26 protein-coding genes are annotated in these 23138 nt (G+C 70.6%); 12 read left to right on the top strand and 14 right to left on the bottom strand.

Translation table 11 applies throughout. The features are described from left to right. Nucleotides 1-2 precede the first annotated feature (2 nt). From BGO45_RS00560 to BGO45_RS00545, 4 genes are read left to right on the top strand one after another with little or no spacing between them, the layout of a single operon-like run. A complete protein-coding gene (locus BGO45_RS00560) occupies nt 3-665 on the top strand; it encodes a MarR family transcriptional regulator (protein WP_292689934.1) in 663 nt (220 codons plus the stop codon). Nucleotides 666-681: 16 nt separating this feature from the next. Next, nucleotides 682-1083 carry an arsenate reductase ArsC gene (locus BGO45_RS00555; RefSeq protein WP_292689932.1) on the top strand — a complete coding sequence of 134 codons (402 nt, stop codon included), beginning with the start codon at nt 682-684 and terminating at the stop codon, nt 1081-1083. A 33-nt stretch (nt 1084-1116) separates the two neighbouring features. Next, on the top strand, nt 1117-1923 hold the full coding sequence (locus BGO45_RS00550; protein WP_292689930.1) for an SDR family NAD(P)-dependent oxidoreductase: 807 nt from the start codon (nt 1117-1119) through the stop codon (nt 1921-1923). Then, nucleotides 1911-2567 carry a DUF6578 domain-containing protein gene (locus tag BGO45_RS00545; RefSeq protein ID WP_292689928.1) on the top strand — a complete coding sequence of 219 codons (657 nt, stop codon included), beginning with the start codon at nt 1911-1913 and terminating at the stop codon, nt 2565-2567. The genes BGO45_RS00550 and BGO45_RS00545 overlap by 13 nt, the downstream gene beginning before the upstream one ends. Here the strand turns inward: BGO45_RS00545 and BGO45_RS00540 are convergent. Beyond that, on the bottom strand, nt 2484-2795 hold the full coding sequence (locus BGO45_RS00540; RefSeq protein ID WP_292689926.1) for a hypothetical protein: 312 nt from the start codon (nt 2793-2795) through the stop codon (nt 2484-2486). The genes BGO45_RS00545 and BGO45_RS00540 overlap by 84 nt on opposite strands. A gap of 28 nt (nt 2796-2823) precedes the next feature. Further along, nucleotides 2824-2985, bottom strand: a complete 162-nt coding sequence (locus tag BGO45_RS00535; protein WP_292689924.1) for a hypothetical protein — start codon at nt 2983-2985, stop codon at nt 2824-2826. A gap of 252 nt (nt 2986-3237) precedes the next feature. Between BGO45_RS00535 and BGO45_RS00530 the strand changes: the two genes are divergently transcribed. The 3 genes from BGO45_RS00530 to BGO45_RS00520 all read left to right on the top strand — a co-directional run bounded on the left by BGO45_RS00530 (nt 3238) and on the right by BGO45_RS00520 (nt 5632). Continuing rightward, the gene (locus BGO45_RS00530; RefSeq protein WP_366515017.1) at nt 3238-3999 is read left to right on the top strand and encodes an NAD-dependent epimerase/dehydratase family protein; all 762 of its coding nucleotides are present in this window, start codon (nt 3238-3240) and stop codon (nt 3997-3999) included. A gap of 84 nt (nt 4000-4083) precedes the next feature. Next, entirely contained in the window at nt 4084-5001 is a 918-nt protein-coding gene (locus tag BGO45_RS00525) for an AEC family transporter (protein ID WP_292689920.1), read from the top strand. A gap of 79 nt (nt 5002-5080) precedes the next feature. Further along, nucleotides 5081-5632: an HdeD family acid-resistance protein gene (locus BGO45_RS00520; protein ID WP_292689917.1), complete on the top strand. Its 552-nt coding sequence runs from the start codon at nt 5081-5083 to the stop codon at nt 5630-5632. 58 nt (nt 5633-5690) lie between these two features. On the opposite strand, the gene BGO45_RS00515 is transcribed toward BGO45_RS00520, so the two are convergent. Together BGO45_RS00515 and BGO45_RS00510 are read right to left on the bottom strand one after the other, a co-directional pair. Beyond that, nucleotides 5691-7661 (bottom strand): S9 family peptidase, encoded by a 1971-nt coding sequence (locus BGO45_RS00515; protein WP_292689915.1) that lies wholly within the window; start codon nt 7659-7661, stop codon nt 5691-5693. A gap of 2 nt (nt 7662-7663) precedes the next feature. Further along, nucleotides 7664-8428: an SDR family oxidoreductase gene (locus BGO45_RS00510; RefSeq protein ID WP_292689913.1), complete on the bottom strand. Its 765-nt coding sequence runs from the start codon at nt 8426-8428 to the stop codon at nt 7664-7666. Between the two features lie 177 nt (nt 8429-8605). On the opposite strand from BGO45_RS00510, the gene BGO45_RS00505 reads away from it, so the two are divergent. The 4 genes from BGO45_RS00505 to BGO45_RS00490 all read left to right on the top strand — a co-directional run bounded on the left by BGO45_RS00505 (nt 8606) and on the right by BGO45_RS00490 (nt 11322). Then, entirely contained in the window at nt 8606-9079 is a 474-nt protein-coding gene (locus BGO45_RS00505) for an NfeD family protein (protein ID WP_076490551.1), read from the top strand. Further along, nucleotides 9076-10065: an SPFH domain-containing protein gene (locus BGO45_RS00500; protein ID WP_292689911.1), complete on the top strand. Its 990-nt coding sequence runs from the start codon at nt 9076-9078 to the stop codon at nt 10063-10065. Before BGO45_RS00505 ends, BGO45_RS00500 begins: the two co-directional genes overlap by 4 nt. Continuing rightward, a complete protein-coding gene (locus tag BGO45_RS00495; RefSeq protein WP_292689910.1) occupies nt 10062-10844 on the top strand; it encodes a glycerophosphodiester phosphodiesterase family protein in 783 nt (260 codons plus the stop codon). Before BGO45_RS00500 ends, BGO45_RS00495 begins: the two co-directional genes overlap by 4 nt. A 109-nt stretch (nt 10845-10953) precedes the next feature. After that, nucleotides 10954-11322 (top strand): RNA polymerase-binding protein RbpA, encoded by a 369-nt coding sequence (locus BGO45_RS00490; protein ID WP_076490554.1) that lies wholly within the window; start codon nt 10954-10956, stop codon nt 11320-11322. 14 nt (nt 11323-11336) lie between these two features. Here the strand turns inward: BGO45_RS00490 and lnt are convergent, their stop codons facing one another. The 9 genes from lnt to BGO45_RS00445 form a co-directional block, all read right to left on the bottom strand. Next, the gene (gene lnt, locus BGO45_RS00485; RefSeq protein ID WP_292689904.1) at nt 11337-12899 is read right to left on the bottom strand and encodes an apolipoprotein N-acyltransferase; all 1563 of its coding nucleotides are present in this window, start codon (nt 12897-12899) and stop codon (nt 11337-11339) included. Nucleotides 12900-12969: 70 nt separating this feature from the next. Continuing rightward, a complete protein-coding gene (locus BGO45_RS00480) occupies nt 12970-15444 on the bottom strand; it encodes a DEAD/DEAH box helicase (protein ID WP_292689902.1) in 2475 nt (824 codons plus the stop codon). Continuing rightward, complete coding sequence (gene tatC / locus BGO45_RS00475; RefSeq protein WP_076491790.1) at nt 15441-16199, bottom strand: twin-arginine translocase subunit TatC; 759 nt, start codon at nt 16197-16199, stop codon at nt 15441-15443. The genes BGO45_RS00480 and tatC overlap by 4 nt, the downstream gene beginning before the upstream one ends. Before the next feature lie 63 nt (nt 16200-16262). After that, complete coding sequence (gene tatA, locus BGO45_RS00470; RefSeq protein ID WP_292689899.1) at nt 16263-16517, bottom strand: Sec-independent protein translocase subunit TatA; 255 nt, start codon at nt 16515-16517, stop codon at nt 16263-16265. 79 nt (nt 16518-16596) lie between these two features. After that, the gene (locus tag BGO45_RS00465) at nt 16597-17580 is read right to left on the bottom strand and encodes a YafY family protein (RefSeq protein WP_292689897.1); all 984 of its coding nucleotides are present in this window, start codon (nt 17578-17580) and stop codon (nt 16597-16599) included. Then, on the bottom strand, nt 17577-18569 hold the full coding sequence (locus BGO45_RS00460; protein WP_076490558.1) for a YafY family protein: 993 nt from the start codon (nt 18567-18569) through the stop codon (nt 17577-17579). The genes BGO45_RS00465 and BGO45_RS00460 overlap by 4 nt, the downstream gene beginning before the upstream one ends. A gap of 26 nt (nt 18570-18595) precedes the next feature. After that, nucleotides 18596-19543 (bottom strand): FKBP-type peptidyl-prolyl cis-trans isomerase, encoded by a 948-nt coding sequence (locus tag BGO45_RS00455; protein ID WP_292689892.1) that lies wholly within the window; start codon nt 19541-19543, stop codon nt 18596-18598. A 9-nt stretch (nt 19544-19552) separates the two neighbouring features. Further along, nucleotides 19553-20578, bottom strand: a complete 1026-nt coding sequence (locus BGO45_RS00450; protein ID WP_292689890.1) for a tRNA (adenine-N1)-methyltransferase — start codon at nt 20576-20578, stop codon at nt 19553-19555. Then, entirely contained in the window at nt 20575-21267 is a 693-nt protein-coding gene (locus BGO45_RS00445; RefSeq protein WP_076490561.1) for an HAD family phosphatase, read from the bottom strand. The genes BGO45_RS00450 and BGO45_RS00445 overlap by 4 nt, the downstream gene beginning before the upstream one ends. A 99-nt stretch (nt 21268-21366) precedes the next feature. On the opposite strand from BGO45_RS00445, the gene BGO45_RS00440 reads away from it, so the two are divergent. Further along, nucleotides 21367-22233, top strand: coding sequence for a PAC2 family protein (locus BGO45_RS00440; protein WP_076490562.1), 867 nt, complete (start codon nt 21367-21369; stop codon nt 22231-22233). A gap of 53 nt (nt 22234-22286) precedes the next feature. Here the strand turns inward: BGO45_RS00440 and BGO45_RS00435 are convergent, their stop codons facing one another. Further along, a complete protein-coding gene (locus BGO45_RS00435; RefSeq protein ID WP_292689887.1) occupies nt 22287-23138 on the bottom strand; it encodes an undecaprenyl-diphosphate phosphatase in 852 nt (283 codons plus the stop codon).

The following is a 23138-nucleotide window of genomic DNA, read 5'->3' as shown; positions in this document are numbered from 1 at the left end:
TAATGTCCGTTCGCTCCCTGGAGCTCCGCGCCGCGCGGCACGCCGCGCTCGCGGACCCCGCGCGGCTGCGCGTGGTCGACGCCCTCGCCCTCGGCGACCGGTCGCCGCGCGAGCTGGGGGAGCGCCTGGGACTGGCATCCAATCTGCTCGCCCACCATCTCAAGGTTCTCGAGACGTCCGGACTCGTCGAGCGTCGCCGCTCCGAAGGGGACGGGCGGCGCAGCTACGTGCGTCTCGTCACCGACGCGATGCCCACGGAAGCGAGCGACCTCGACATCCGGGTTCCGCGCGTGCTCTTCGTGTGCACCGCGAACTCCGCCCGGTCGCAGCTCGCCGAGCACGTCTGGCGCGCGCACGCGGCGATCGACGCCGCCTCCGCCGGAACACTGCCGGCCGAGGGCGTCGCACCCGGTGCCGTCGCCGTGGCCGCGGCCCACGGTCTCGACCTCTCGCGCGCCCATCCGAAGACGCTGGACGACATCGCACAGCCCGACGACCTGCGGATCACCGTGTGCGATCGCGCGCGCGAGTCCGTGGCATCCACCGATCTGCACTGGTCGATCCCCGACCCCGTGCGCGTCGGGACCCGCGACGCCTTCGACGCGGCCTTCGACGAGATCTCCCGCCGCATCGACGCCCTGCTCCCGCACGTGCGGGCCGCCTGACCCCGAGGAAGAACCCATGTCCCGTCCCACCGTCCTGTTCGTCTGCGTCCACAACGCCGGCCGGTCGCAGATGGCCGCCGGCTACCTGCAGCACCTCGCGGGCGACCTCATCGACGTGCTGTCCGCCGGCTCCGAGCCCAAGGAGCACATCAACCCCGTGGCGATCGAGGTCATGTCCGAAGAGGGCATCGACATCGCCGGGAACACCCCGAAGATCCTGACGGTGGATGCCGTCCGCGAGTCGGACGTGGTCATCACGATGGGTTGCGGCGATGCGTGCCCGATCTTCCCCGGGAAGCGCTACGAGGACTGGCAGCTGGACGACCCGGCCGGTCAGGACCCCGCGACCGTGCGCCGGATCCGCGACGACATCCGCGGCCGCGTCGAGGCCCTGATCGGCGAGCTCACGGGGGAGTGAACACTGTCGGCCGCCGGGCGTAGGGTCGGTGCCATGACCCGCATCGCTCTCGTCACCGGTACCTCCAGCGGTATCGGCCTGCACACCGCCATCGGCCTCGCTCAGGCCGGCCTCTCCGTCATCGCCACCGTGCGCGACACCGCACGCGCCGAGGCGCTCCGCGACGCCGCCGACCGCGCCGGCGTCTCCCTCGACATCCGCGCGCTCGAGGTCACCGACGCCGACGCCGCGGCGGCCCTCATCGCCGACCTGGGTGTCGTCGACGTCCTCGTCAACAACGCGGGACGCGGTGCCGTGGGCACCCTCGAACAGCTCTCGGATGCCGACCTCCAGGCGCAGCTCGACACGAACTACCTCTCGGTCGCCCGGCTCACGCGACTGGTGCTGCCCGGAATGCGCGAGCGCGGCCGCGGCCGCATCGTGACGGTCACCAGCGTCGGGGGAGCGGTGGGGCAGCCCTTCGCCGACGCCTACTGCGGCGCGAAGTTCGCCGTCGAGGGCCTGATGCAGTCGCTCGCGCCGGTGGTCGCGCCGTTCGGCATCGATGTCGCGATCGTCGAGCCCGCGGCTGTGGCGTCGTCGTTCACGGCATCCGTGGACCGCTACGACGGCGGGCCGTACCAGGCGCAGCTCGACGCCTACATCCAGCGGACGACGGCGTCGTTCGCCCAGGCGCAGGCGGCCGAGGATGCCGCGAAGACCGTCGTGGAAGCCGCGACAACCGAGACCCCGAAGTTCCGCTGGCAGACGTCGGAGGCCGCGGTCCGGTTCGCCGGCCTGTCGCTCGGCGACCTGGACGGGTCGCGGGTCATCGGCGTCACGTCGGAGTGGATCCGCTGACCGCCCGCGCGCCCGATGTCACCCGCGTCTGGCTCGAGACGTGGGAGTGGGAATGCTGCGGCGAGCCGTTCGGTATCGGCGACGAGGTCGATCTGCTTCTCCTCACCCGCGCACCCTCGACCGCCTTCGTCGAGAGTGTGGGCCTCGAACTGGCGGCGACCATCGACGCGATCGAATCCCGCCACCAGGAGACGCAGACGATCCCGGAGGACCGCGTGCGGGGTCGGGTGCGCGGCATCCATGCGGTCGTTCAGGAACACCTCGAGACGCGACATCTGCGCCGTCCGGGTTACGGTGCGCCTGCGGATGCCGAGATGCCCGCGGAGGGGGAGGAGTGGCCGTTCTCCGGGCGAGACCTCGGCAACGGCTTCATGGTCGGCTCGCGCCCGACGAAGTGGATGATCGAGAGCGTGCCCGTTCTCGGCGCCGTCACGCTCGCCCCACGGGATCGCGTGCCGGGTCGGACCGCGGAACAGGCCACCGAGCCGTCCGATGAGAACGCGGAGCCGCCGGCCGAGCGACGCACGACGTCGGTCGTGGCGTGGGTCGTCGACGTGGCGTCAGAGCCGCGAGATGAGCAGGAGCCCCACGACGATCTCGAGGAGCACTCCAATGGCGAGGAGGAAGGGGAGCGTCGGGCGTGAGGCCGTGGCGCCGAGACCGAGAGCGATGAAACCGGCGATCCCGAAGACCACCGACGAGCCCCAGAACACGACCATCGGCAGAATCAGCGCCATGCTGGACGCGCCGGACACCGAGGCGTTGAGAGCGAACGTCCACAGCAGCACGAAGGTCAAGGCCGAGAGCGAGATCGTCGAGAGCACGATCGACGTGGTACGTCCGCGGTCACGGGGGAGTCGGGGGGAACTCATCCGCTCAGGCTAGCCAGGAAAGCCCGCCTCACACGCTCATCGGCGCGACGGTGAAGGCCGCGGCCGACATCACGAGGGCCACATAGCCGCAGACGACGATCATCCAGCGACGGAGATCGGCGCCGTCTTCGGCGAACTTCCGGCGAAGGGTCTCGAGGAGACAGCAGCGAGCCTGAGGTGCCGGCCACACGATGGCGAACAGCCGGCGGGACCATGAACGTCAGCCCCGCCACAACGAAGACGAGCCCACCCACCGGCATGCCCGCCCCCTCCGCCGACGTCGGACGAAGTCGACGGCCGGGGAGGGCAGCGCCGTGACGAGAGGCACGGCTCTCGACTCAAGCTGACATAATGTGCATTATCGGCTCTCTCGAGATCGAAGCATCACACACACCGCGCGCCCGTCACGCTGCCAGGATGAGCGGGTGAACCAGGGAGCACGATGAGGGTCGCGATCGCGGGCGCCACGGGAACCGTCGGCAGACACGTCCGGCGCGTCGCCACGGAACGCGGTCATGACGTCGTCCCCCTCTCACGAGCCACGGGCCACGACCTCACGCGAGACGATCTGACGGATGCCCTCGAGGATGTCGACTGCGTGATCGATGTCGTCGGGATCCCCACCTTGTCCCGCGCGCGTGCCACGGCCTTCTTCGAAGCGACGTCCCGACAGCTGCAACGCGGAGGCGCCGCCGCCGGCGTCGGGCATCTCGTCACGCTGTCGATCGTGGGAATCGACGGCGTGCACTCGGGTTACTACGGCGCGAAGCTGGCGCACGAACGGGCGGTGAGCTCGGGCGTCGTGCCGTTCTCTCTGCTCCGCGCCTCTCAGTTCCACGAGTTCGCCGAGCAGACCATCGCCCGCGGGCGCATCGGCTCCCTCGTCCTCGTCCCCACGGCCCCTGTGCGACCGATCGCCGCCGAGGATGTGGCGGAGCGCCTCGTCGACCTCGCCGAGGATGCGCCGAGCGGTCGGGTCGACGACCTCGTCGGACCGCGGGACGAACGCCTGATCGACATGGTCCGCTCGGTCCTCGCTCACGACGGGAGATCGCTCCGGACACGGGAGCTGCGCCTGCCCGGCCCGATGGGCGCCGCGATGGCCTCCGGCGTGCTGCGCGGAACGGACGACGCGCGCCGCGGTCGCCTCACTTTCGGCGAATGGCTGCAGCAGCGCGACCGCGAGCGACACTCCCGGGCATAGCCCCGACCCGCGCGCCGGTAGGCTCGCCTCGATGGAATCGCGATGTCGCCCCCGCGACGTGCGGGTCTGCCCGGGAGCTGCGGCATGAGCGGCATCCTGACCGGGTTCGCCGTCATCGGACTCGCCGTGGTCGTCGGCTACGTCATCGCGCGCATCGATCTGCTCGGGCCGCACGCCCGCCCGGTGCTCAGTCGCCTGACGTTCTTCGTGCTGTCGCCGTTCCTGCTGTTCGTCGTGCTGGCCCGCGCCGACGTCAAGACGCTGTTCTCGGCGCTGCTGCCGGTGTCGATGATCACCGCGGCGGTCATCATCCTCGGCTACGCGCTGGTGTCGCGGTTCGTCCTCCGCCGCCGCACGGCCGAGACGGTCATCGGCTCGCTGTCGGCGGGCCAGGTGAACAGCAACAACATCGGCATCCCGATCTCGCTCTACATGCTGGGCGACGCGGCGTACTCGGCGCCCGTCATCCTGTTCCAGCTGCTGGTGCTCATGCCCATCGCCCTCGGCATCCTGGATGCCGCGACCTCCGGCTCGCGTTCCCCGCGGCGCATCCTCACGCAGACGGCGAAGAACCCCATGCTCATCGGGTCGGCGCTCGGTGTGCTCGTGGCGGTGCTCGGCATCCATCTGCCGCCGATCGTGATGGACCCGCTCGCGTTCTTCGCCGCGGCGTGCGTGCCGATCCTGCTGATGTCGTACGGGATGTCGCTGTACGGGCAGCGTGTGCTGACCGAGCCGGGTCGCCGGGTCGACGTGGTCATCGCGTCGGCTCTCAAGCTCGTCGTGATGCCGGCGGTCGCGTGGGTCGTGGCGCTGGCGTTCGCGTTGCCGGCGGATCAGGTCCTGATCGTCGTGACGCTGGCCGCGCTCCCGACGGCGCAGAACGTCTTCAACTTCGCGCAGCGCTACGGGGTCGGCGAGATCCTGGCCCGCGACGTCGTGTTCATCTCCACCCTCGGGTGTCTCCCGGTGCTGTTCGGAGTCGCCCTGTTACTGGGCTGAGACCGCTCCCCCACAACGTTCACTCCAGGGTCTAAGGTGGGGCTCGAAGCTCTCAGCGTTCACACAGGAAAGGCTCGCCATGTCCACCTCCACCTCGTCCGGCACTCCCGCACTGCGCGCAGTGCGCACGGCTCTGGCCGTCAGCGGTGCGATCTCGCTGATCGTGGGTCTGCTGATCCTGCTCTGGCCCGGGCGCACCGCCCAGGTCGCCGTCGCCATCATCGCCGTGTACGTCATCATCGCCGGTCTGGTCAACATCGGAATCGGCATCTTCTTCCGCGCGGGCTGGGCCCGGATCGGCTACATCGTGCTCGGTCTGCTCTTCATCGTCGCGGGCATCTTCTCGTTCGCGAACCTGGCCGCCACCACCGTGTGGTTCGGCGTCTTCGTGGGCACCCTCGTCGGCATCCTGTGGATCATCGAGGGCGTCGTCTCCCTCACGACCCTCAGCCACGGCTCGGGACGCGGATGGACGATCTTCTTCGCGATCATCAGCATCCTCGCCGGCGTCGTACTGCTGTTCTCGCCGCTGCTCGGTGCGGTCACGCTGTTCATCCTCATCGGCGCCTCGCTCATCGTCCTGGGCGTGTTCCAGATCGTCCGGGCGATCCAGTTCGGCAAGACCGCCTGAGACATCGAACGACGAAGGGGCCGGGAAGCCATGGCATCCCGGCCCCTTCTCGCGTCCGTCAGGCGACGGGAAGGTGTCGCGCCCACCAGTCGAGGACCGCGTCGAACCGCTGCACGCGGTGACGTGGACGGCCCGCGCGGGTGAGTTCGTGGTCCTCGCCGGGGAAGACGAGCATCTCGGCCTCGACCCCGTTGCGCTTCAGCGCCGCGTAGTAGCGCGTCGCCTGTTCCAGCGGGCAGCGGTAGTCGAGCTCCGAGTGCAGCACGAGGGTGGGCGTGCGCACGTCGTCGACCCGCGCCATCGGGCTCTGCGCGGCGATCCGCGCGGGATCCGTGCCCACGTACTCCTGCCCGAAGAACGAGCCGATGTCGCTCGACCCCGGGAACGCCGTGGGATCGAGGAACCCGCGCTCGACGATCGCGCCGGCGAACCGGTGGTCGTGCGCGATGATCCACGCCGTCATGTATCCGCCGTATGACCCGCCCTGGATGCCGACGCGCTCGGCGTCGAGGCGCGGATCGGAGGCGACGACGCCGTCGAAGAAGTCGATGACGTCGAAGTAGTCGAGCGTGCCCATCGCCTGACGGATCGAGCGGCCGTGCGCGCGGCCGTATCCGGCACTCCCCCGCGGGTTGCTGTAGACGACGGCGTAGCCGGCATCCACGAGCACCTGCGTCTCGTCGAAGAGGTGCACGCCGTACGACGCGTACGGTCCGCCGTGGATCTGCAGGATCACCGGGAACGGTCCCTCGCCCTCGGGGACGGCGACCCAGCCGTGGACCGGGTACCCGTCGCGACCGGCGATCTCGCGCTCTTCCGGGACCACGACGCCGCGCTCGCGCGCCGCCGCACCGTGGTCGGTGAGAGTGTGCCGCGCGTCGTCGTCGACGAGGACGAGCTCGCCGAACGATTCCGGAGCAGCGACGGCGGCGACGATCCGCCCGCCGCCGGCCGCGTGTCCGCTGACCTCCACATCACCGCCGAGGAGCTCGGTGATCTCCCCGCCGCGCGTGACGCGCAGCAGACGCAGACGGCCGCGCGTGCGGTCCTGCACGAGCACGTCGTCGCCCGGGAACGACAGGTGGGAGCCGACCTCGCCGAGGTCGATCGTCTCGGGGTCGGTGAGCGGACGTGGACCGTCGGCCTCGAGCAGCCACACGGCCGTGCCCGGTGCCACGAAATCGACGCCGGACTCGCCCACGTCGTTGCCGCGCAGGAAGATCGCGCCGTCGGGGGCGACCGCGACCTCGTCGATCGAGAGGTGCGCCGCGGTTCCCAACAGCTCGTGCTCGGCTCCCCCGTCGACCGACACCGCGACGACCCGCGACCGCAGGTCGGCGACGCGGTCCTCGATCACGTCGGGCACGCTCAGGAGCTCCCGCCCGTCCGCCGTCCAGGCCACGCCCGACCAGCTCGTCGCGCCGTCCGTGAGCTGGCGCGGCGCGGACGCGACGATCCGCTTCTCGGCGGTGACGACATCGGGCGCGGGCTCATAGAACGGCTCGGCGTCCGCGGCCGGTGCGTCCACGACGAACAGATGAGCGGGCCGATCCAGGTAGCCGTGGCCGTTCGCGTGCCACCGGATGCCGGTGATCCGGCGCGGCGGCTCGGCACCGGCATCCCGACCCTCCACCGTGCCGTAGCGACCGGGCTCGACGATCCGGGCGGTGAACGCCAGCCGTGTGCCGTCGGGCGACCAGGACAGATCGGTCACTCCCCCGGCCTGGTCGGTGACCTGCACGGGCTCTCCGCCCGCGGCCGGGACGACGAAGACCTGCGCGCGTCCCCGCGCATCGGAACGCAGGAAGGCGAGCGTGGAATCGTCGGGCGACAGCCGCGGGGCGCGGTCGGCGACACCGCGGGTGAGGCGACGCGGCGCCCCGCCCGGGAGGTCGATCCGCCACAGCTGGCCCACCGCGCGGTCCGCCCCCAGGTCGGGGCGGGACGTCGCGTAGACGCTGAACGCGCCGTCGGACGAGAGCGCGGGGCGCCCGACCGACACGAGGGTCTCGATGTCGTGGGCGCGCATGCTCACTCGCCCCCGAACGAGTCCGTGTCCCCGACGAGGCGCGTGTGATCGGCGGGCACCGGGTCGAGCGCCGCGCGGGCGACCTCCGCGGCGAACTCGGCGACGTTGTAGAGCTTCCCGGCGTCTTCGCGCCGCGCGGCGATGGCGCCGGGGTTGGCGCGCTCGAGCAGCGTCGCCGTGATGGTGCCCTCGATCATGTCGCCGGACACGACGGTGAAGCCGATGCCGCGCTCCTCGAGGGCGGGGATGCGCTCGCGCAGGGCGTCCTCGCCGGCGCGCTTGGACAGTGCGACGGGCTCGTACTCGGGCATCGTCGGCGTCGTGCGGATGAAGTGGGCCTGGTGGCTCGTGACGAACACGACGCGGGCGCCCTCGCGCAGGATCGGCAGTGCCGACTCGAGCACGTTGACCTGCGCGTCGCGGTTGAGCTTCAGCGCGTAGTCCTCGGCCATTCCCGACTCCATGCCGCCCGAGGCGTTGAGCACCAGCACGTCGAGACCGCCGAACGTGCGCTCCACCTCGTCGAACATCGCCTGCACCGACGCCGGGTCGGTGAGGTCGGCGCCGACGACGAGGGCCTCGACGCCCAGCTCGCGCAGCTGCGCCGCGAGCTTCTCCGCGCGGGGGGCCTTGTTGCGGAAGTTGATGACGACGTTCGCGCCGGCCTCGGCGAAGTAGCGGACCGTGTCGGCGCCGATGCCGCGCGACGAGCCGGTGACGAGCGCGGTCTTGCCGCTCAGGGAGCCGGACGGGAGGGTCTGGGACACGGGAACTCCTGATGGTTCGGGATCGGATGCCGCCCACCACGACGTCGGCGGACACGACAAGAGTCCAGCCTACCGACCGGGATGCCGGCAGCCCGAGGAGGACGCCGTCCGAACGGTCCGCGGCATCCGGCCTCGACGTGGGAGGCGCGTGCTACGTTCGGGCACAGGAGGTGCGATATGGACGTTCTCTCCACCATCGACACGTTCGCCTGGATCCTCTGGCTCGTGCTGATCCTGGTCTTCCTCGTCATCGAGATGCTCACGGTCGAGCTGACCTTCCTCATGCTGGCCCTCGGCGGCATCGTCGGACTCGTCGCCGATCTCGGGGGCGCACCGCTGTGGTTGCAGGTGATCATCGCCGCGATGGCGGCCATCGCTCTCGTGGTGTTCCTGCGGCCGCGGATGCTCCATCGGCTGCAGCGATCCGCGGACACCCGCCCCTCGAACGTCGAGGCGCTCCTGGGTCTCGAGGGCGAAGTGCTGATCACCGTCTCACGGGTCGCCGGGCAAGTGAAGCTCGCCAACGGCGACGTCTGGACCGCGCGCAGCGACGGCGACGCGCACCTCGACCCCGGCGCGCGCGTCGAGGTCGCCCGCATCGACGGCGCCACCGCCGTCGTCCGTGCCCGAGGGCAGGAGAACACACCATGAACGCCGAGAATCTGATCCCCGCCGCCATCGGCTGGGCTCTCGCGATCGCCGTCGCGATCCTGGCGATCGTCACGGTCTTCCGGGCGATCCGCATCATCCCGCAGGCCCGCGCGGGCGTGGTCGAGCGCCTCGGTCGCTACCACAAGACGCTTCTGCCGGGTCTCAACATCGTGGTGCCCTTCGTCGATCGCGTGCGACCGCTCATCGACATGCGCGAGCAGGTCGTGTCGTTCCCTCCCCAACCCGTGATCACCGAGGACAACCTCGTGGTCTCGATCGACACGGTCGTCTACTTCCAGGTCACCGACGCCCGCGCGGCGACGTACGAGATCGCCAACTACCTGGGTGCCGTCGAACAGCTCACGACCACGACCCTGCGCAACGTCGTGGGCGGCCTGAACCTCGAAGAGGCGCTGACCAGCCGCGACAACATCAACGGGCAGTTGAGGGTGGTGCTCGACGAAGCCACCGGCAAGTGGGGCATCCGGGTAGGCCGCGTCGAGCTCAAAGCCATCGACCCGCCCGTCTCCATCCAGGACTCGATGGAGAAGCAGATGCGCGCGGAGCGCGACCGCCGCGCCGCCATCCTCACCGCCGAAGGGTCGAAGCAGTCCCAGATCCTCGAGGCGGAGGGGCGCCGACAGGCGTCCATCCTCCAGGCCGAGGGCGACAAGCAGGCCGCCGTCCTCCGCGCCGAGGGCGAGGCCCGGGCCATCCACGCCGTGTTCTCGGCGATCCACGAAGGTCGACCCGACGACAAGCTTCTGGCGTACCAGTACCTCCAGACGCTGCCGAAGATCAGCGACAGCGCCTCCAGCAAACTGTGGATCATCCCGAGCGAGTTCACCGAGGCGTTGAAGGGAATCTCGGGCGCGTTCGGACCGCGCGCGGCCGGGGACGCGGAAGCGGGGGCGGCCGCGACGACTCCGACCGCCCCGTCCGTGGTGACCGACGAGCGCGGCGCCGCCGCCCCCGCCGAGTCATGACGCGCCACCCGTACCTCTCCCCCGCGCCGCCGCGCGTGCTCGCACACCGCGGACTCGTGACCGCGGACGACGCAGCCCACGGGGTCGTCGAGAACTCCTTCGCCGCCGTCGCCGCAGCGCACGCCGCGGGCGTCGCGTACGTGGAGTCCGACTGTCACCTCACCGCCGACGGCGTCGTCATCCTCTTCCACGACGACGATCTGAGCCGCGTCACGGGAGACCCGCGCAAGATCGCCGACGTCCGTCTCCCCGAACTCGAAGAGCTCATGGCCGGCCGCGGAGGCCTCGTGACCCTGCCGCAGGCCCTCGAGGCGTTCCCCGACGTGCGGTTCAATCTCGACGTCAAGGCGGAGGCCGCCGCCGAACCGGTCGGACGCCTGATCGCCCCGCACGCCGAGCGCGTGCTCGTGACGAGCTTCTCCGACGACCGACGGCGCGGGGCGCTCGCTGCCGCCCGGACGGCGGGCGCCGCCCTCCGGCCCGCGACGTCTCCCGGCTCATCGACCGTCGCGCGACTTGTGGCCGCCCAGAGACTCGGGCTCCGCGGGACGGTGCGGCGTCTGCTCACGGATCTCGACGCGCTCCAGATCCCCGAGCGCCAGGGCCCCGTGCGCGTCGTCACCCGCGGGCTCGTCGGCGCCGCGCACGCGGCCGGCGTGGAGGTTCACGTCTGGACGGTGAACGACCCGGAAGACATGCAGCGATTGCTCGATCTGGGTGTCGACGGGCTCGTCACCGACCGCGCGGACCTCGCGCTCGCCGTGGTGAACGAGCGCTGAACACATGATGGCCTGAGCATCCTCTGTGAATCTCGTCGCGCAGCCCCCCGTTCGAATAAAGCGCACAGGTGCGGCCGTTATACATGGGGACCGACGAGAGGACCACACAATGGCAGATCGCAGTCTTCGAGGCATCCGACTCGGCGCACAGAGCCTTCAGAGCGAAGACGGGGTCGTTTTCCACGACCGAGCCCAGCACACCTACGCCTGCAGCACCTGCGGGCGCGAGACGGTGCTCACCTTCGCCGCCGATGCCGAGGTTCCCCCGGCGTGGGAGTGCCGCACGTGCGGCGCCGAGGCGCTGCTGCGCATCGGTGACGGAACCGCCACCGTCGACCACAGCGACGACAAGGCGCCCCGCACGCACTGGGACATGCTCCTGGAGCGTCGCACGATCCCCGAGCTCGAAGAGCTTCTGGAAGAGCGCCTCGCGTTCCTGCGGGCCCGCCGCGGCGGAGATCAGAAGATCAGCGCGTAACGCGGATCACGGATTCAGACGCCGGTTCCCTCGGGAGCCGGCGTCTTGTTCGTGCGCCCGCGCACCAGCACGCCGACACCCGCGGCGATGAGGGCCACGAGACTCCCCCACCCCAGGACGATCTTGATCGCCGGGCCGATGACCACGGCGGGGGTGAGGCCCGTCCGCAGCGGCACGTCGGTCAGCATGTGTCCGGCCGTGTCGACGGGCAGCTGGTCGAGGGTCGCCCCGTCGGGCGCGATGACCTGACTCGTGCCCACGGTCGACAGGTTCACGACCGAGCGCCCCGTCTCGATGGCGCGCATACGCGCGAACGCGAGTTGCTGCAGGTTCTCGTCGGTCCCGCGGAAGTCGGCGTTGTTGGTCTGGAACATGAACACCTCGGCCCCCTGATCGGCACCGTCCCACACCACGTCGTCGTAGATGACGTCGAAGCAGATCGCGAGCCCCACGCCCACCCCGTTCACATCGAACACGGGACTGGCCGTGCCCGGGGTGTACTCGCGGCCGATGAGTCCGATCAGGTCGGGGGCGAACGGCTCCCAGAAGGACCGGTCGGGCACGTACTCGCCGAAGGGCACCGGGTTGCGCTTGTCGTAGGTCTGCTGCGGCCCGCCGTCCGCGGTCCACAACAGGGCCGAGTTGTACAGGCGCGGCCCGCGCTCGGTCACCGCCGAGACCAGGAGCGGCGCGTCGACGCGTCGGGACAGCTCGCCGAGAACGGCCGCGGTGGCCTGGTTGCGGGTCGGATCCGAATCGACGCCGCCCTCCGGCCACAGCAGCACGTCCATGTCCTGGCCGAAGAGCGGGGCGGATGCCGCCAGCTGCGCGTTCAGCACCGCGTTGCGCGCGCGCTGGTCGAAGTAGCCCGCCGGGCCGTTGCCCTGGACCGCGCCGACGCGCATCGAACCCACCGCGGTGGTCGGGAACTGCGGCAGCGCCACGAGGATTACGAGCACGAGTGCCGCGGGCACAGCGGTGAGCAGGCGGCGGAACCGGGCGACTCGGACGTACTCGACGGCCATCGCGCAGAACAGGACGACGAGGAAACTGAGCCCCGACATCCCGACCCACGACGCGACCTCCGCGAACGGCCCGTTGACCTGCGACACCCCGATGCGCCCCCACGGGAAACCGCCGTACGGCCACGAGCCGACGACCTGCTCCCGGAGGGTCCACAGGGCCGCCACCAGCGTCGGCAGCAGCACGAGGCGCCCCCACGGCCCCGGCGCGATCCGCGGCATCCATCGGTACGCCAGCGCGATCGGGACGGCGAACGCGGCCGTCAGCAACGACTCGAGCACCGACAGGGCGATCCACGGGATCGGACCGAGATACCGCGCGGTGAAAAGGAGGTTGACCGAGAAGAACGCGGCGCCGAAGAGGAAGCCCACGAGCGCGGCCGACCACACGCGTCGACCGGCGAGGGCGATCAGCGCCATCGCCACCGCCGGGAACGCCACCGGCCAGAGAGCCGGGGCGGGGAACGCGGCGACCAGGAGCAGGCCCGCGGCCGTCGAGAGCGGCGCGGCGAAGGCGAGGCGGAGGATCGGTCGCGGCACGTCGGCGAGGGGCACCCGTCCAGCCTAAGCGGCGGGGCCGGTGACATCGCCGCGGTCGGGCGACGCCCGCCGTCGAGGGATGCCGCTACGCCGAGGTGTAGGCGACGATTCCGCGCCGCACCGAATCCAGCGCCGTCCGGGCCGTCTTCGCGAGCTTCGGCTCGGCGACGAGCGAGATCTGGTCGAGCAGATCGATGGTCTGCTTCGCCCACCGCACGAAGTCTCCGGCCGCCATGTCGGCGAGCGTCAGCACGCTGTCCAACGGCAACCCGCGGGCCCAGCCGTGCATGGCCGGAGCGAGGCCCGACGCGGGCGTCTCCGACCCCGGGAGACGATGGTCGCGTTCGAGGTCGTCGAGTTCCTGCCACAGCGTCTGCGTGGCATCCAGGGCCGCACGGAAGGGTCCGCGCGGCAGGCCCCGCTCCCCCGGACCCGCCTCGTCGCGACGCGGTTCGTAGACGAGGCAGCACGCGAGGGCGGCGAGCGACGGTGCGTCGAGGGCGCTCCACAGCCCCTGGCGGAGCGACTCGGCCACGAGCAGATCGCGCTCGCCGTAGATGCGGCGCATGGTGCGTCCGGCGGGCGTGAGCGTCGTGGCCCCGTCGGCGTCGACCTCGACGTACTCCAGGGCGGCCAGGACGTCGACCACGCGGTCGAACACCCGCGCCACCGTGCCGGTGCGCTGGTCGATCTGCTGCCGCGTCTTGTCGGTGGAACGCTTGAGCTTCCAGTACCGCTCGGCCCAGCGGGCGTGAGCCTCGCGATCGGGGCAGGAGTGACACGGATGCCTCTGCATGCGGCGCCGCAACGACTGGATCTGCTGCTGCCGCTCGTCGCGCAGGCGACGCGGAGCCGTCGCGTCGCGCCGGTTGATCTTCTCGAGGTCGGAGAGCTCGCGGCGGATCGTGGAGTACTCACGGAAGTCGCCGCGATCGCACGTCATCGCGGTCTCGTACCCCGAGAGCGACTCCTCCGCCTCCTTCACCTGACGAGCGAGGCCGACGACCGAGCGGTCGGCCTGGAACTGCGCGAAAGACGACTCGAGGATCTCGCGGGCACGGGCGCGACCGAACCGGTCGATGAGGTTGACCGCCATGTTGTACGTCGGCCGGAAGCTGGAATTCAGCGGATAGGTGCGGCGCGACGCGAGCGCGGCGACGGACTGCGGTTCGAGCCCCTCGGTCCACTGCACGACCGCGTGACCCTCGACGTCGATGCCTCGACGACCTGCCCGGCCGGTGAGCTGCGTGTACTCCCCCGAGGTGATGGCGACCCTCGCCTCGCCGTTGAACTTCTCGAGCTTCTCCAGCACCACGGTGCGGGCGGGCATGTTGATGCCCAGCGCGAGGGTCTCCGTCGCGAAGACCACCTTGACGAGCTTGCGACGGAAAAGCTCCTCGACGACCTCCTTGAACGCCGGGAGGAGGCCGGCATGGTGGGCGGCGATGCCCCGCTCGAGGTTCTCGCGCCACTCCCAGAAGTGCAGGACCGCCAGGTCTTCGTCCTTGAGCGCGAACGTGAGCTCCTCCACGACCCGACGGATCTCGGCGCGCTCCTCCGGCGAAGTGAGCCGCACGTCGGCCCGTCGCAGCTGCTGCACGGCGGCGTCGCAGCCGGCACGACTGAAGATGAAGAAGATCGCGGGGAGCAGGTGGTTCCGCCGCAACAGGTCGACGACCTGCGGGCGATCGATCCGTTCGATGCGCGGGGCGTGCGCCGCGCGCAACGGTCGCTGCCCTCCCCGCGGCTGACGCTTCCCGCCCGCGTGACGGGCCGAGCGGTACTCCTGCGCGCGCCGGTTGCTCTCGAACGTCGCGGCGTGACCCCCGCGGATCCGCAGCAGCTCCTGGTTCACCTGCGCGGTGGCGACTCCCGCGCGGTCGTCGAAGAGCGGAAGCAGATCTCCGCGGACGAGGACGTGCTGCTCGAGCGGCACGGGGCGCGTCTCGGACACGATGACCTCGGTGTCACCGCGGACGGTGTCGAGCCAGTCACCGAACTCCTCGGCGTTGGAGACCGTTGCCGACAGCGACACCAGTCGGACCGAGCGGGGAAGGTGGATGATGACCTCCTCCCACACCGCGCCGCGGAAACGGTCGGCGAGATAGTGCACCTCGTCCATCACCACGAACCGGAGCCCGCGCAGCGCCGGGGAATCGGCGTAGAGCATGTTCCGCAGCACCTCGGTGGTCATCACCACGACGCGCGCCGACGCGTTGATGTTGGTGTCGCCGGTGAGCAGCCCCACCTCGTCCTCGCCGTACACCTCTTGAAGCTCGCGGAACTTCTGGTTCGACAGCGCCTTGATCGGCGTCGTGTAGAACGCCTTGTCACCCGGCTCGAGCATCGCCAGATGAATGGCGAACTCCCCCACGATCGTCTTCCCGGCTCCGGTGGGGGCTGCCACCAGAACGCTCCTGCCGTCCTCGAGGGCCTGGCATCCGGCGATCTGGAACGCGTCCAGGTCGAATCGCTGGGACTCCGCGAAATCGGCGGTCAGGGGGTGCCGGGCACGGGCCGAGGCCCGCGCGAATCGATCTGCCGCGCTGAGTCCGCTCACACGATCGATTTTGGCAGACCCATCGCGTCGAGGCGCTTGGCCTTGCGGCGGTCGAAGAGCAGGGATACTCCCGCGGCGGCGAAGAAGAGCACGACGAGGATGCCGGCGAGCATCACCATGCTGATCACGTCGGCGGCCGGCGTCGCCAGGGCGGCGAACACGGTGGCGACGATGATGGCGACGCGCCACCCCTTGAGGATCGCCTTGCCGGTCAGGACCCCCGCGACGTTGAGCGCGACCAGGAACACCGGCAGCACGAATGCGACCCCGATGACGAGCATGAGCTTGAAGACGAAGTCGTAGTACTCGGTCGCGCTGAACAGGTTCGCCGCCCCGTCGGGGGTGAAGCCCGCCATCAGCTCGATCACGTGCGGAACGATCAGGAGTCCGACCCAGCAGCCGATGAAGAACAGCGGGATGGCCGCGCCGACGAAACTCGCCGTGTACCGGATCTCTTTGCGCGTGAGACCCGGCACGACGAACGCCCAGATCTGCCAGATCCACACCGGGGCGGAGAGGAAGATGCCGATCGTGAAAGCGATCCGGATGCGGAGATCGAACGCCGACGTCACCGTCGGGAAGTTCAGCATCGATTGCGCGTCGCCGCGCTGCTCGTTGATCACACGGATGGGCTCGGTGATCAACTGGATCACCGGATCGGTGATGATGAACGCGATCACCATGCCGACGACCAGGCCGAGCGCGGCGATCACCAGCCGCTTGCGAAGTTCGACGAGGTGAGCGCCGATCGACATGCGCTTGTCGCGCCGCGGTCCTTCCGGCACGTCGATCCGCGGCGGCCCTGCCGTGGCCACGCGCTACGCGGAGGTGTCGTTCGACGCCCGCTTCTCGGGCGTCACAGACGAAGCGGTTCCGGCCTCGGTGGCGCGGGGAGCCTCGGGAGACGGTGCGGCGACCTCGTCGTCGCGCTTCATCTCCTTCATCTCGCTCCGGAAGACGCGCGCGGACTGCCCCATGCTCTTGGCCAGGGCGGGGAGCTTCGCGGCACCGAACAGCAGCAGGATGACCGCGAGAACGATCAGCAGGTGCCATCCGTTCAGATTGCCTAGCATGAGGACTCCTCAGTCTCGTTCGGGCGTGTCCTCCAGTGTAGCCCGTGCGCTTCGACGGCGGTCGGAGAACGCTCCGCGTTCACCCCTCGGGCGAGACGTCGCCGCGGTACTGCGCGAGACCCGCGGCCGCCCACGCCGCCGCCGCGGTGCGCGCACCGGTCGGTTCGAGCAGCTCGACCTCGCCGCCGCGGCGGGCGGCCAGGCGCTTCAGGCTCTGCTCGTCGGCGAGACGGAGAGAGGCGACGGCCACCTCGCCCTCGCCCTCGATCGTGGCGCGCTCGAGGTAGTCCGACAGCAGCGGCGCCACCGCGCGGGGGAACCGGAAGCGGGCGACCACCTCGTCGTCGGAGGGGGCGAAGAGCTCGGGCACGGGGTCGGCGCCATGGACGGCCGGGATGTCGGTGAGCTCGGGATCGCCGACGCGTTCGAGATGGAAGGTCCGCACCGCCTCGCGCGTGTGGCACCACCCCTGCAGATACCACTGCCCGCCGGCGATGTGCACCTTGATCGGGTCGACGGTGCGGATCGTGGGTTCCGCGCCCGGAGCGCGGTAGGTGAACGAGACCGCCACTCCCCGCCGGAGCGCACGGTCGACCACGTCGCGGACGCCGTCGACCGGTCCCGGCGCGACGATCACGGCGGGCGGAGTCGACGAGGCCCCGCGCCGCAGCTTGGCGAGCAGGCCCGTGAAGAGCGCGCTGTCGCCGACGCCCGGGAGGGTGCGGGTCAGCTGGAGCCCGGCGAGCAACGCGGCCGCCTCGCGGGCGGTGAGGCGCGGCGACCGCTCGAGACCGACGGTGTTCGTGATCGAGATGACGTCGTCCCGGTCGAGGAGATCCCAGTCGATGTCGAACAGTTCGTTCGGGAGCTGCCAGTAGCCGCCCTCGCCGGGCAGTCCGATGACGGTCAGTCTCTCGACCATCGCCCGCATCTGGTCGGCGGTGACGTCGAAATCGGCCGCGGCCTCGGCGATGGACACCTCGCCCTTGCCGATGATGTAGGGCACGAGTTGGAGCAGGAGGGCCGCTCGGTCGAGGGCCGGGAGCGCGCGGTCGGAACTCATGCGGCACCCCCGTGCAACGCGAGCGTCGCGCTGAGGCGGCGGATCACCTGGTCGCGGAGGTCGTCCGGCGCGACGACCCGCACCTCGGGCCCGTAGGACGCGAGCTCGTCGGCGAACACGTGCAGGTCGACGTACGGGACGATGATGCCCTGGGGGGCGGACTCCGCCCGACGCGACAACCGCAGCGCGGCCTCCGTCCCGGGATGGACCTCCAGCAGCGCCCGCTGCCGCCGCGCGACCGCCTCGAGCCCCGCGAGCGCCCGCTCCCCCGCTCCCACCCGCAACGCCTCGTCGAAACGCTCCCGGGTCACCGCGACGTCCCCGACGATGCGCGAGAGCAGGAACGTGCGCTCGGCATCCATCGTCAGATCGAAGCCGAACACGTGCCACCGGGCTTCGTACTCCAGGAGCGCCAGTGGACGGATGCGACGCTCGCGCGACCGCGCGTCACCGGGACGCAGGTAGCTGAACGTGACCACGCGGCATTGCTCGATCGCGCGCTGCAGCGCGGGGAACGCGGCATCCCGCGCCCGGATGCGCGGCGCGTAGCCGATGATCGGCTCATCGACGGGGATGCCGAGCGCGCGGATCTTGCGCAGTCCACTGCGCGCGTCGAGGGAGAGCGATTCGCTCCCCCACACGCTGCCGGCGATGTTCAACAGCGCGACCTCGGCAGGGCTGAAGGAGATGTCGTCGGGGAGGGCGTATTCGGCGGTCGGCACGCGATAGCGCGCCTCGCGCAGGTCTTCGGGGTCGGCACGGTCGCCGATGGTCTCGATGGGAACGCCGAGCCCGCGCAGGTTCTCTTTGTCGCGCTCGAACATCTTCTCGAGCGCGTCCTTCGACGCCCCGGCCTCCCACTGCTCGCGGTAGCCCGCGACCGACGACAGGATCGTGTCCTTCGTCAGCCCCTGCTCGGTCGCCATGAGGGCGACGACGAGGTTGACCAGGCGCTCCTCCGGAGCGGGTCGGGACGAGGTGGCGGACACCCGCCCATCCTAGGCGCGGTGGTCGGTCAGCCGACGACGCCGAGGATGTCGACCACGTACACGAGGGCCTTGTCCGCGGGCGCCTTCAGCGCCTGCTGGTCGGGCTGCGTCTGGTCGGCGGGGACGACGACGAGGACCTGCGAGCCGACGGTCTGCCCCTCGAGGGCCGAGGCGAGCGCCGGCGGCAGCTTCGACACGGTGGCCTGCCCGGGTGCGCCGTTGTCCCAGGTGGACGCGAAAGTGGTCGAGGCGCCCCAGGCGATCCCCTGGAGGTGGATCACGACCGACGAGTCGGCGGTGACCTCTTCGCCCGTTCCCTTCTTGATGGTCTGCGACCGCGCCTCGGTGGGAGCGTTGCCGGCGGGGATGACGACGCCCGGCTGACCGTCGGGCGCGCGCGTGACGGACGGCATTCCGGAATCGGCGTTGAACTGGTCGGCACCGTCGGCCGCCGGCAGGAACACCTTCCGGACGTCGAAGACGAAGACCGCGCCATCGCCCTCGTTCACGCCGAGGGCCTGCGCGCCCTGCGCACCGAGATCGGAGCCGGGGATGGCCACCGCGACACGCGATCCCTCCGACACGCAGTGCAGGAGCGGCGCGATGGCCGGGATCGACTGCGCGAGCTTGGGCAGCGGGGTCGCCGCGGCGATGTCCGACTTGTATCCGGTGGCGACGAGCTTGTCGCCCGTCGTGGCGTCGAACACCGTCACATCGACCAGCGCGAGCTGGTTGTCGGCGGTGATCCGCTCGCCGTCGCCCTGGATGAGGGTCTGCGTGCCGGACTGCTCGGGCAGGAACGGCGAACGCACCGTGATCGTGGGCGCCGTCCCGAAATCGCCCTCGGCCTGGACCGCGGCCCCGATCGCGCTGTCGGTGGGGTCGGAGCACGACGCGGAGGGGGATGCCGAGCATCCGACGAGGCCGATTCCGGCCAGGGCGGTCACGGCGACGAGGGCGGGGAGTCTGCGCACCGGATCAGTTTAGGCGGTCGCGTCGGGTGTCTCCGTCGCACCCGCGGGGTCGCCCTCGCGTCGACGCACACCGTCGGCGGCCTTCTGCGCCTCGCGGACGCGCTTGCGGAGGTTCTTGTCGGTGATCTCGCGGTCCCCGACGGCGCCGGGGGTCCACAGCTCGACGTCTTCGTCGCCGTAGCTCGACTTCGACGCGCGACGCTTGACCTCGGGCGGGACCGCCCCGGGGGCCAGACGTCTTGCCGTGAGCAGGAAGCCCGTGTGCGCGACCATCCGGTGGTCCGGACGCACCGCGAGCCCCTCGACGTGCCAGCCGCGGACCATGGTCTCGGAGGCATCCGGGTCGGTGAAGAGCCCCGTCGCGCGGATGTACTCCGCGACGCGGCTCAGCTGGGTGGCGGTGGCGACGTAGCAGAGCACGACACCACCCGGGGTGAGTGCGTCGGCCGCGGCGTCGATGCACTCCCACGGCGCGAGCATGTCGAGCACGACGCGATCGACGGATGCCGGGGCGACGGCATCCGGAAGGTTCTCGACGAGGTCGCCCACGACGACCTCCCACGTCGACGGGGTCGCGCCGAGGAAGGTCTCGACGTTGGCGCGCGCGACGTCGGCGAACTCCTCGCGGCGCTCGAACGACACCAGGCGGCCGCTCGGTCCGATCGCGCGCAGGAGCCACAGCGACAGGGCGCCCGACCCGACGCCGGCCTCGACGACGGTGGCGCCCGGGAAGATGTCGGCCTGCGAGAGGATCTGCGCCGCATCCTTCGGGTAGACGATCGCCGCTCCCCGCGGCATCGACATCACGAAGTCGCGCAGGAGCGGGCGGAGCGCCAGGTAGTCGTGGCCGGAGCTGTTGGTGACGACGCTGCCGTCGGGCTGGCCAACCAGGAGCTCGTGCTTGAGCACGCCGTTGTGCGTGTGCAGCTCGCCGTTCTCACGGAGCGTGATGGTGTGCATCCGCGCCTTGGGTCCGGTCAGCTGCACACGGTCACCGACCCGGAAGGGTCCGCTCAGGTGCGGGGTCTCGCTCATCGGGTCTCCTGCGGGTTCGTCGCTGCTGCGTGGGTGAGGTGGAGGGCCGCGAGGTCCGCGGCGCCGCGGCCTTCCAGAGTCGGCCAGAGATCGTGGGCGCCCACGCCGTCCAGCGACACCAGGAGGGGCACGCCGAGAGTGACCGCGCCGCTGGCGATCGCCGAGCGCAGGCCGTTGGGCGAATCCTCGATCGCGACGGTGTCGACGATCGAGACCCCGAGGGCGTCGGCCGCCTGGAGGTACGGATCGGGGTGGGGCTTGGGCCGGGTGACGTCGTCACCGGCGACGACCACGTCGAACGCGGGGAAGTCGATGAGCTCGACGACCGACAGCGCCATGCGCCGCATCGACATCGTCACGAGGGCGGTCTTCACACCGGAGCGGCGCAGGTCGGCGAGCAGTTCGCGCGCGCCGGGCCGGAACGGCACCCCCTCGACGGCGAGCTGCCGCAGCACCTCGTCGGTCAGGTGGGCGATGATCTCGTCCACTCCCCACGGAACGCCGGCGTTCTGCAGCAGGCGGGCGGAGTCCTCCAGCGCGAGCCCGACCATCCCCAGCGCCTGCGCGTGCGACCACGTGCCGCCGAACCGCTCCACGAGGGGGGTCTCCGCCGCCATCCAGAAGGGTTCGGTGTCGACCAGGGTGCCGTCCATGTCCCACAGGACGGCGGCGGGGGCGGGGGAAGTCATCGTTCCATCGTATCGAGCGCCCCGGCGGTGGCCTCGCGCTCCGCCCGGGCGCATGCGCCTATCCTGGATATCCAGCCCCGCAGGGGCAGAGGAGGTTGCGTGGACGCACTGGGTCGCCGGATCATCGTCGCCGCTTTCGACGGGTGGAACGACGCCGGAGAGGCGGCCTCGGCCGCGGCGTCGATGCTGCGCACCGGCGGCGACTACGAGGTCGTGCACTCGGTCGATCCGGAGCTGTACTTTGACTACCAGTACACGCGCCCGCAGGTCGGACTCGACGCGGAAGGCCGCCGCACGCTCACCTGGCCCGAGGCCACCCTCCTGCGCCCGGCCGGGCGCACCGACGAACCCGAGATCTGGCTGCTCGTGGGGGTCGAACCCGCCCGCGCCTGGCAGGCCTTCGCCGCGGAGTTCATCGACGTCGCCCTGCGCGAGGACGTCTCGGGCTTCGTCGCGCTGGGCTCCATGATGTCCGACGTCCCGCACACCCGGCCGATCTCGGTCTTCGCGGGCAGCGACAACGACGCGGTGCGCCAGTCCCTCGGGCTCGAGCGGAGCCTGTACGAGGGACCGGTCGGCATCCTGAGCGCGCTCGGCGATGCGGCCGAACGCGCCGGCATCCCCACCGCGAGCCTCTGGGCCAGCGTCCCGCACTACGTGGCGGGCCACACGCCGTCCCCCAAGGCCACCCTGGCGCTCCTCGACCGTCTCGAGACCGTCTCCGGCATCCCGGTGCCGCGGGGCGAGCTCGCCGCCGAGGCGATCGCGTGGGAGGCCTCCATCGACGCGGCCGCCGCCGACGACGACGAGATGCGCGATTACATCCACCAGCTCGAGCAGACCCGCGACACGTGGGATTCGCCCGAGGCGTCCGGGGATGCCATCGCGCAGGAGTTCGAGCGATACCTGCGCCGCGGCGGTGACGGCCCGACGAAACCGGGCCGCGACGACCCGCCGCGCCGCTGAGTGCGAGAACGGCGCCGTCCCCGAGGGGGCGGCGCCGTTCTCGCGTGTGGCGATCAGCCGGAGATGATGGTCGATTCGGCCGGGACCACTCCGGTCAGGAGCAGGACGATCACGACGATTCCGAGGACGATGCGGTAGATCACGAACGGCAGGAAGCTGCCCTTCTTGAGGTACTGCATGAGGAACGCGATGACGAGGAAGCCGACGACGAACGCGATGACCGTCGCCAGCCCCGTCTCGGCGAGGTTGTACGGCCCGGTGCCCTCGTCGAAGCTCTTGTACAGCTCGTAGAGCCCGCTGACGAACACCGCGGGGACGGCGAGCAGGAACGAGTATTCGGCGACGGCGGTGCGCTTGTACCCCAGCGCGCGACCCAGGGTGGTGGTCGCACCCGAGCGGGACACGCCCGGCACGAGGGCGAGGGCCTGCGCGAACCCATAGGCCAGGCCGTGGGGGTAGGTCAGGTCGTCCAGGTCGCGACGGCGTTTTCCGTAGTGATCGGCGAGCCCCAGGAGGATGCCGAACACGATCAGCACGATCGCCGTGATCCACAGGCTCCGGAAGTTGTCGCGGATCAGGCTCTGCAGCAGGAACCCCGCCACGCCGATGGGGATCGTGCCGATGATGATCAGCCATCCCATGCGGGCGTCCGGGTCGTTGCGCGGCACTCGACCGGTGAGCGATCCGAACCAGCGGGAGATCACCCGCCCGATCTTCTTACGGAAGTAGAGGAGGACGGCCAGCTCGGTGCCCAATTGCGTGATCGCGGTGAACGTCGCACCCGGGTCGGTCTGCGACGGGAGGAACTCCCCCACGATGCGGATATGCGCGCTGGAGGAGATGGGGAGGAACTCGGTCAGGCCCTGGACGAGCCCGAGGATGATGACCTCGAAGATGTTCTGCAT

It is taken from the genome of Microbacterium sp. 71-36, assembly GCF_001898305.1.
Taxonomy (GTDB): Bacteria; Actinomycetota; Actinomycetes; order Actinomycetales; family Microbacteriaceae; genus Microbacterium.
Note: the sequence above shows the minus strand (reverse complement) of the source record. Positions and strands in the feature narration are given on the sequence as shown.

What these genes read in the sequence shown, in the direction of transcription:
- tatA (WP_292689899.1), bottom strand. Translation starts at nt 16,517, where the DNA reads ATGCTAGGCAATCTGAACGGATGGCACCTGCTGATCGTTCTCGCGGTC.
- BGO45_RS00435 (WP_292689887.1), bottom strand. Translation starts at nt 23,138, where the DNA reads ATGCAGAACATCTTCGAGGTCATCATCCTCGGGCTCGTCCAGGGCCTG.
- BGO45_RS00560 (WP_292689934.1), top strand. Translation starts at nt 3, where the DNA reads ATGTCCGTTCGCTCCCTGGAGCTCCGCGCCGCGCGGCACGCCGCGCTC.
- BGO45_RS00515 (WP_292689915.1), bottom strand. Translation starts at nt 7,661, where the DNA reads ATGCGCGCCCACGACATCGAGACCCTCGTGTCGGTCGGGCGCCCCGCG.
- BGO45_RS00540 (WP_292689926.1), bottom strand. Translation starts at nt 2,795, where the DNA reads ATGAGTTCCCCCCGACTCCCCCGTGACCGCGGACGTACCACGTCGATC.
- BGO45_RS00550 (WP_292689930.1), top strand. Translation starts at nt 1,117, where the DNA reads ATGACCCGCATCGCTCTCGTCACCGGTACCTCCAGCGGTATCGGCCTG.
- BGO45_RS00500 (WP_292689911.1), top strand. Translation starts at nt 9,076, where the DNA reads ATGAACGCCGAGAATCTGATCCCCGCCGCCATCGGCTGGGCTCTCGCG.
- BGO45_RS00445 (WP_076490561.1), bottom strand. Translation starts at nt 21,267, where the DNA reads ATGACTTCCCCCGCCCCCGCCGCCGTCCTGTGGGACATGGACGGCACC.
- BGO45_RS00450 (WP_292689890.1), bottom strand. Translation starts at nt 20,578, where the DNA reads ATGAGCGAGACCCCGCACCTGAGCGGACCCTTCCGGGTCGGTGACCGT.
- tatC (WP_076491790.1), bottom strand. Translation starts at nt 16,199, where the DNA reads ATGTCGATCGGCGCTCACCTCGTCGAACTTCGCAAGCGGCTGGTGATC.
- BGO45_RS00520 (WP_292689917.1), top strand. Translation starts at nt 5,081, where the DNA reads ATGTCCACCTCCACCTCGTCCGGCACTCCCGCACTGCGCGCAGTGCGC.
- BGO45_RS00490 (WP_076490554.1), top strand. Translation starts at nt 10,954, where the DNA reads ATGGCAGATCGCAGTCTTCGAGGCATCCGACTCGGCGCACAGAGCCTT.
- BGO45_RS00495 (WP_292689910.1), top strand. Translation starts at nt 10,062, where the DNA reads ATGACGCGCCACCCGTACCTCTCCCCCGCGCCGCCGCGCGTGCTCGCA.
- BGO45_RS00525 (WP_292689920.1), top strand. Translation starts at nt 4,084, where the DNA reads ATGAGCGGCATCCTGACCGGGTTCGCCGTCATCGGACTCGCCGTGGTC.
- BGO45_RS00530 (WP_366515017.1), top strand. Translation starts at nt 3,238, where the DNA reads ATGAGGGTCGCGATCGCGGGCGCCACGGGAACCGTCGGCAGACACGTC.
- BGO45_RS00505 (WP_076490551.1), top strand. Translation starts at nt 8,606, where the DNA reads ATGGACGTTCTCTCCACCATCGACACGTTCGCCTGGATCCTCTGGCTC.
- BGO45_RS00465 (WP_292689897.1), bottom strand. Translation starts at nt 17,580, where the DNA reads ATGAGTTCCGACCGCGCGCTCCCGGCCCTCGACCGAGCGGCCCTCCTG.
- BGO45_RS00555 (WP_292689932.1), top strand. Translation starts at nt 682, where the DNA reads ATGTCCCGTCCCACCGTCCTGTTCGTCTGCGTCCACAACGCCGGCCGG.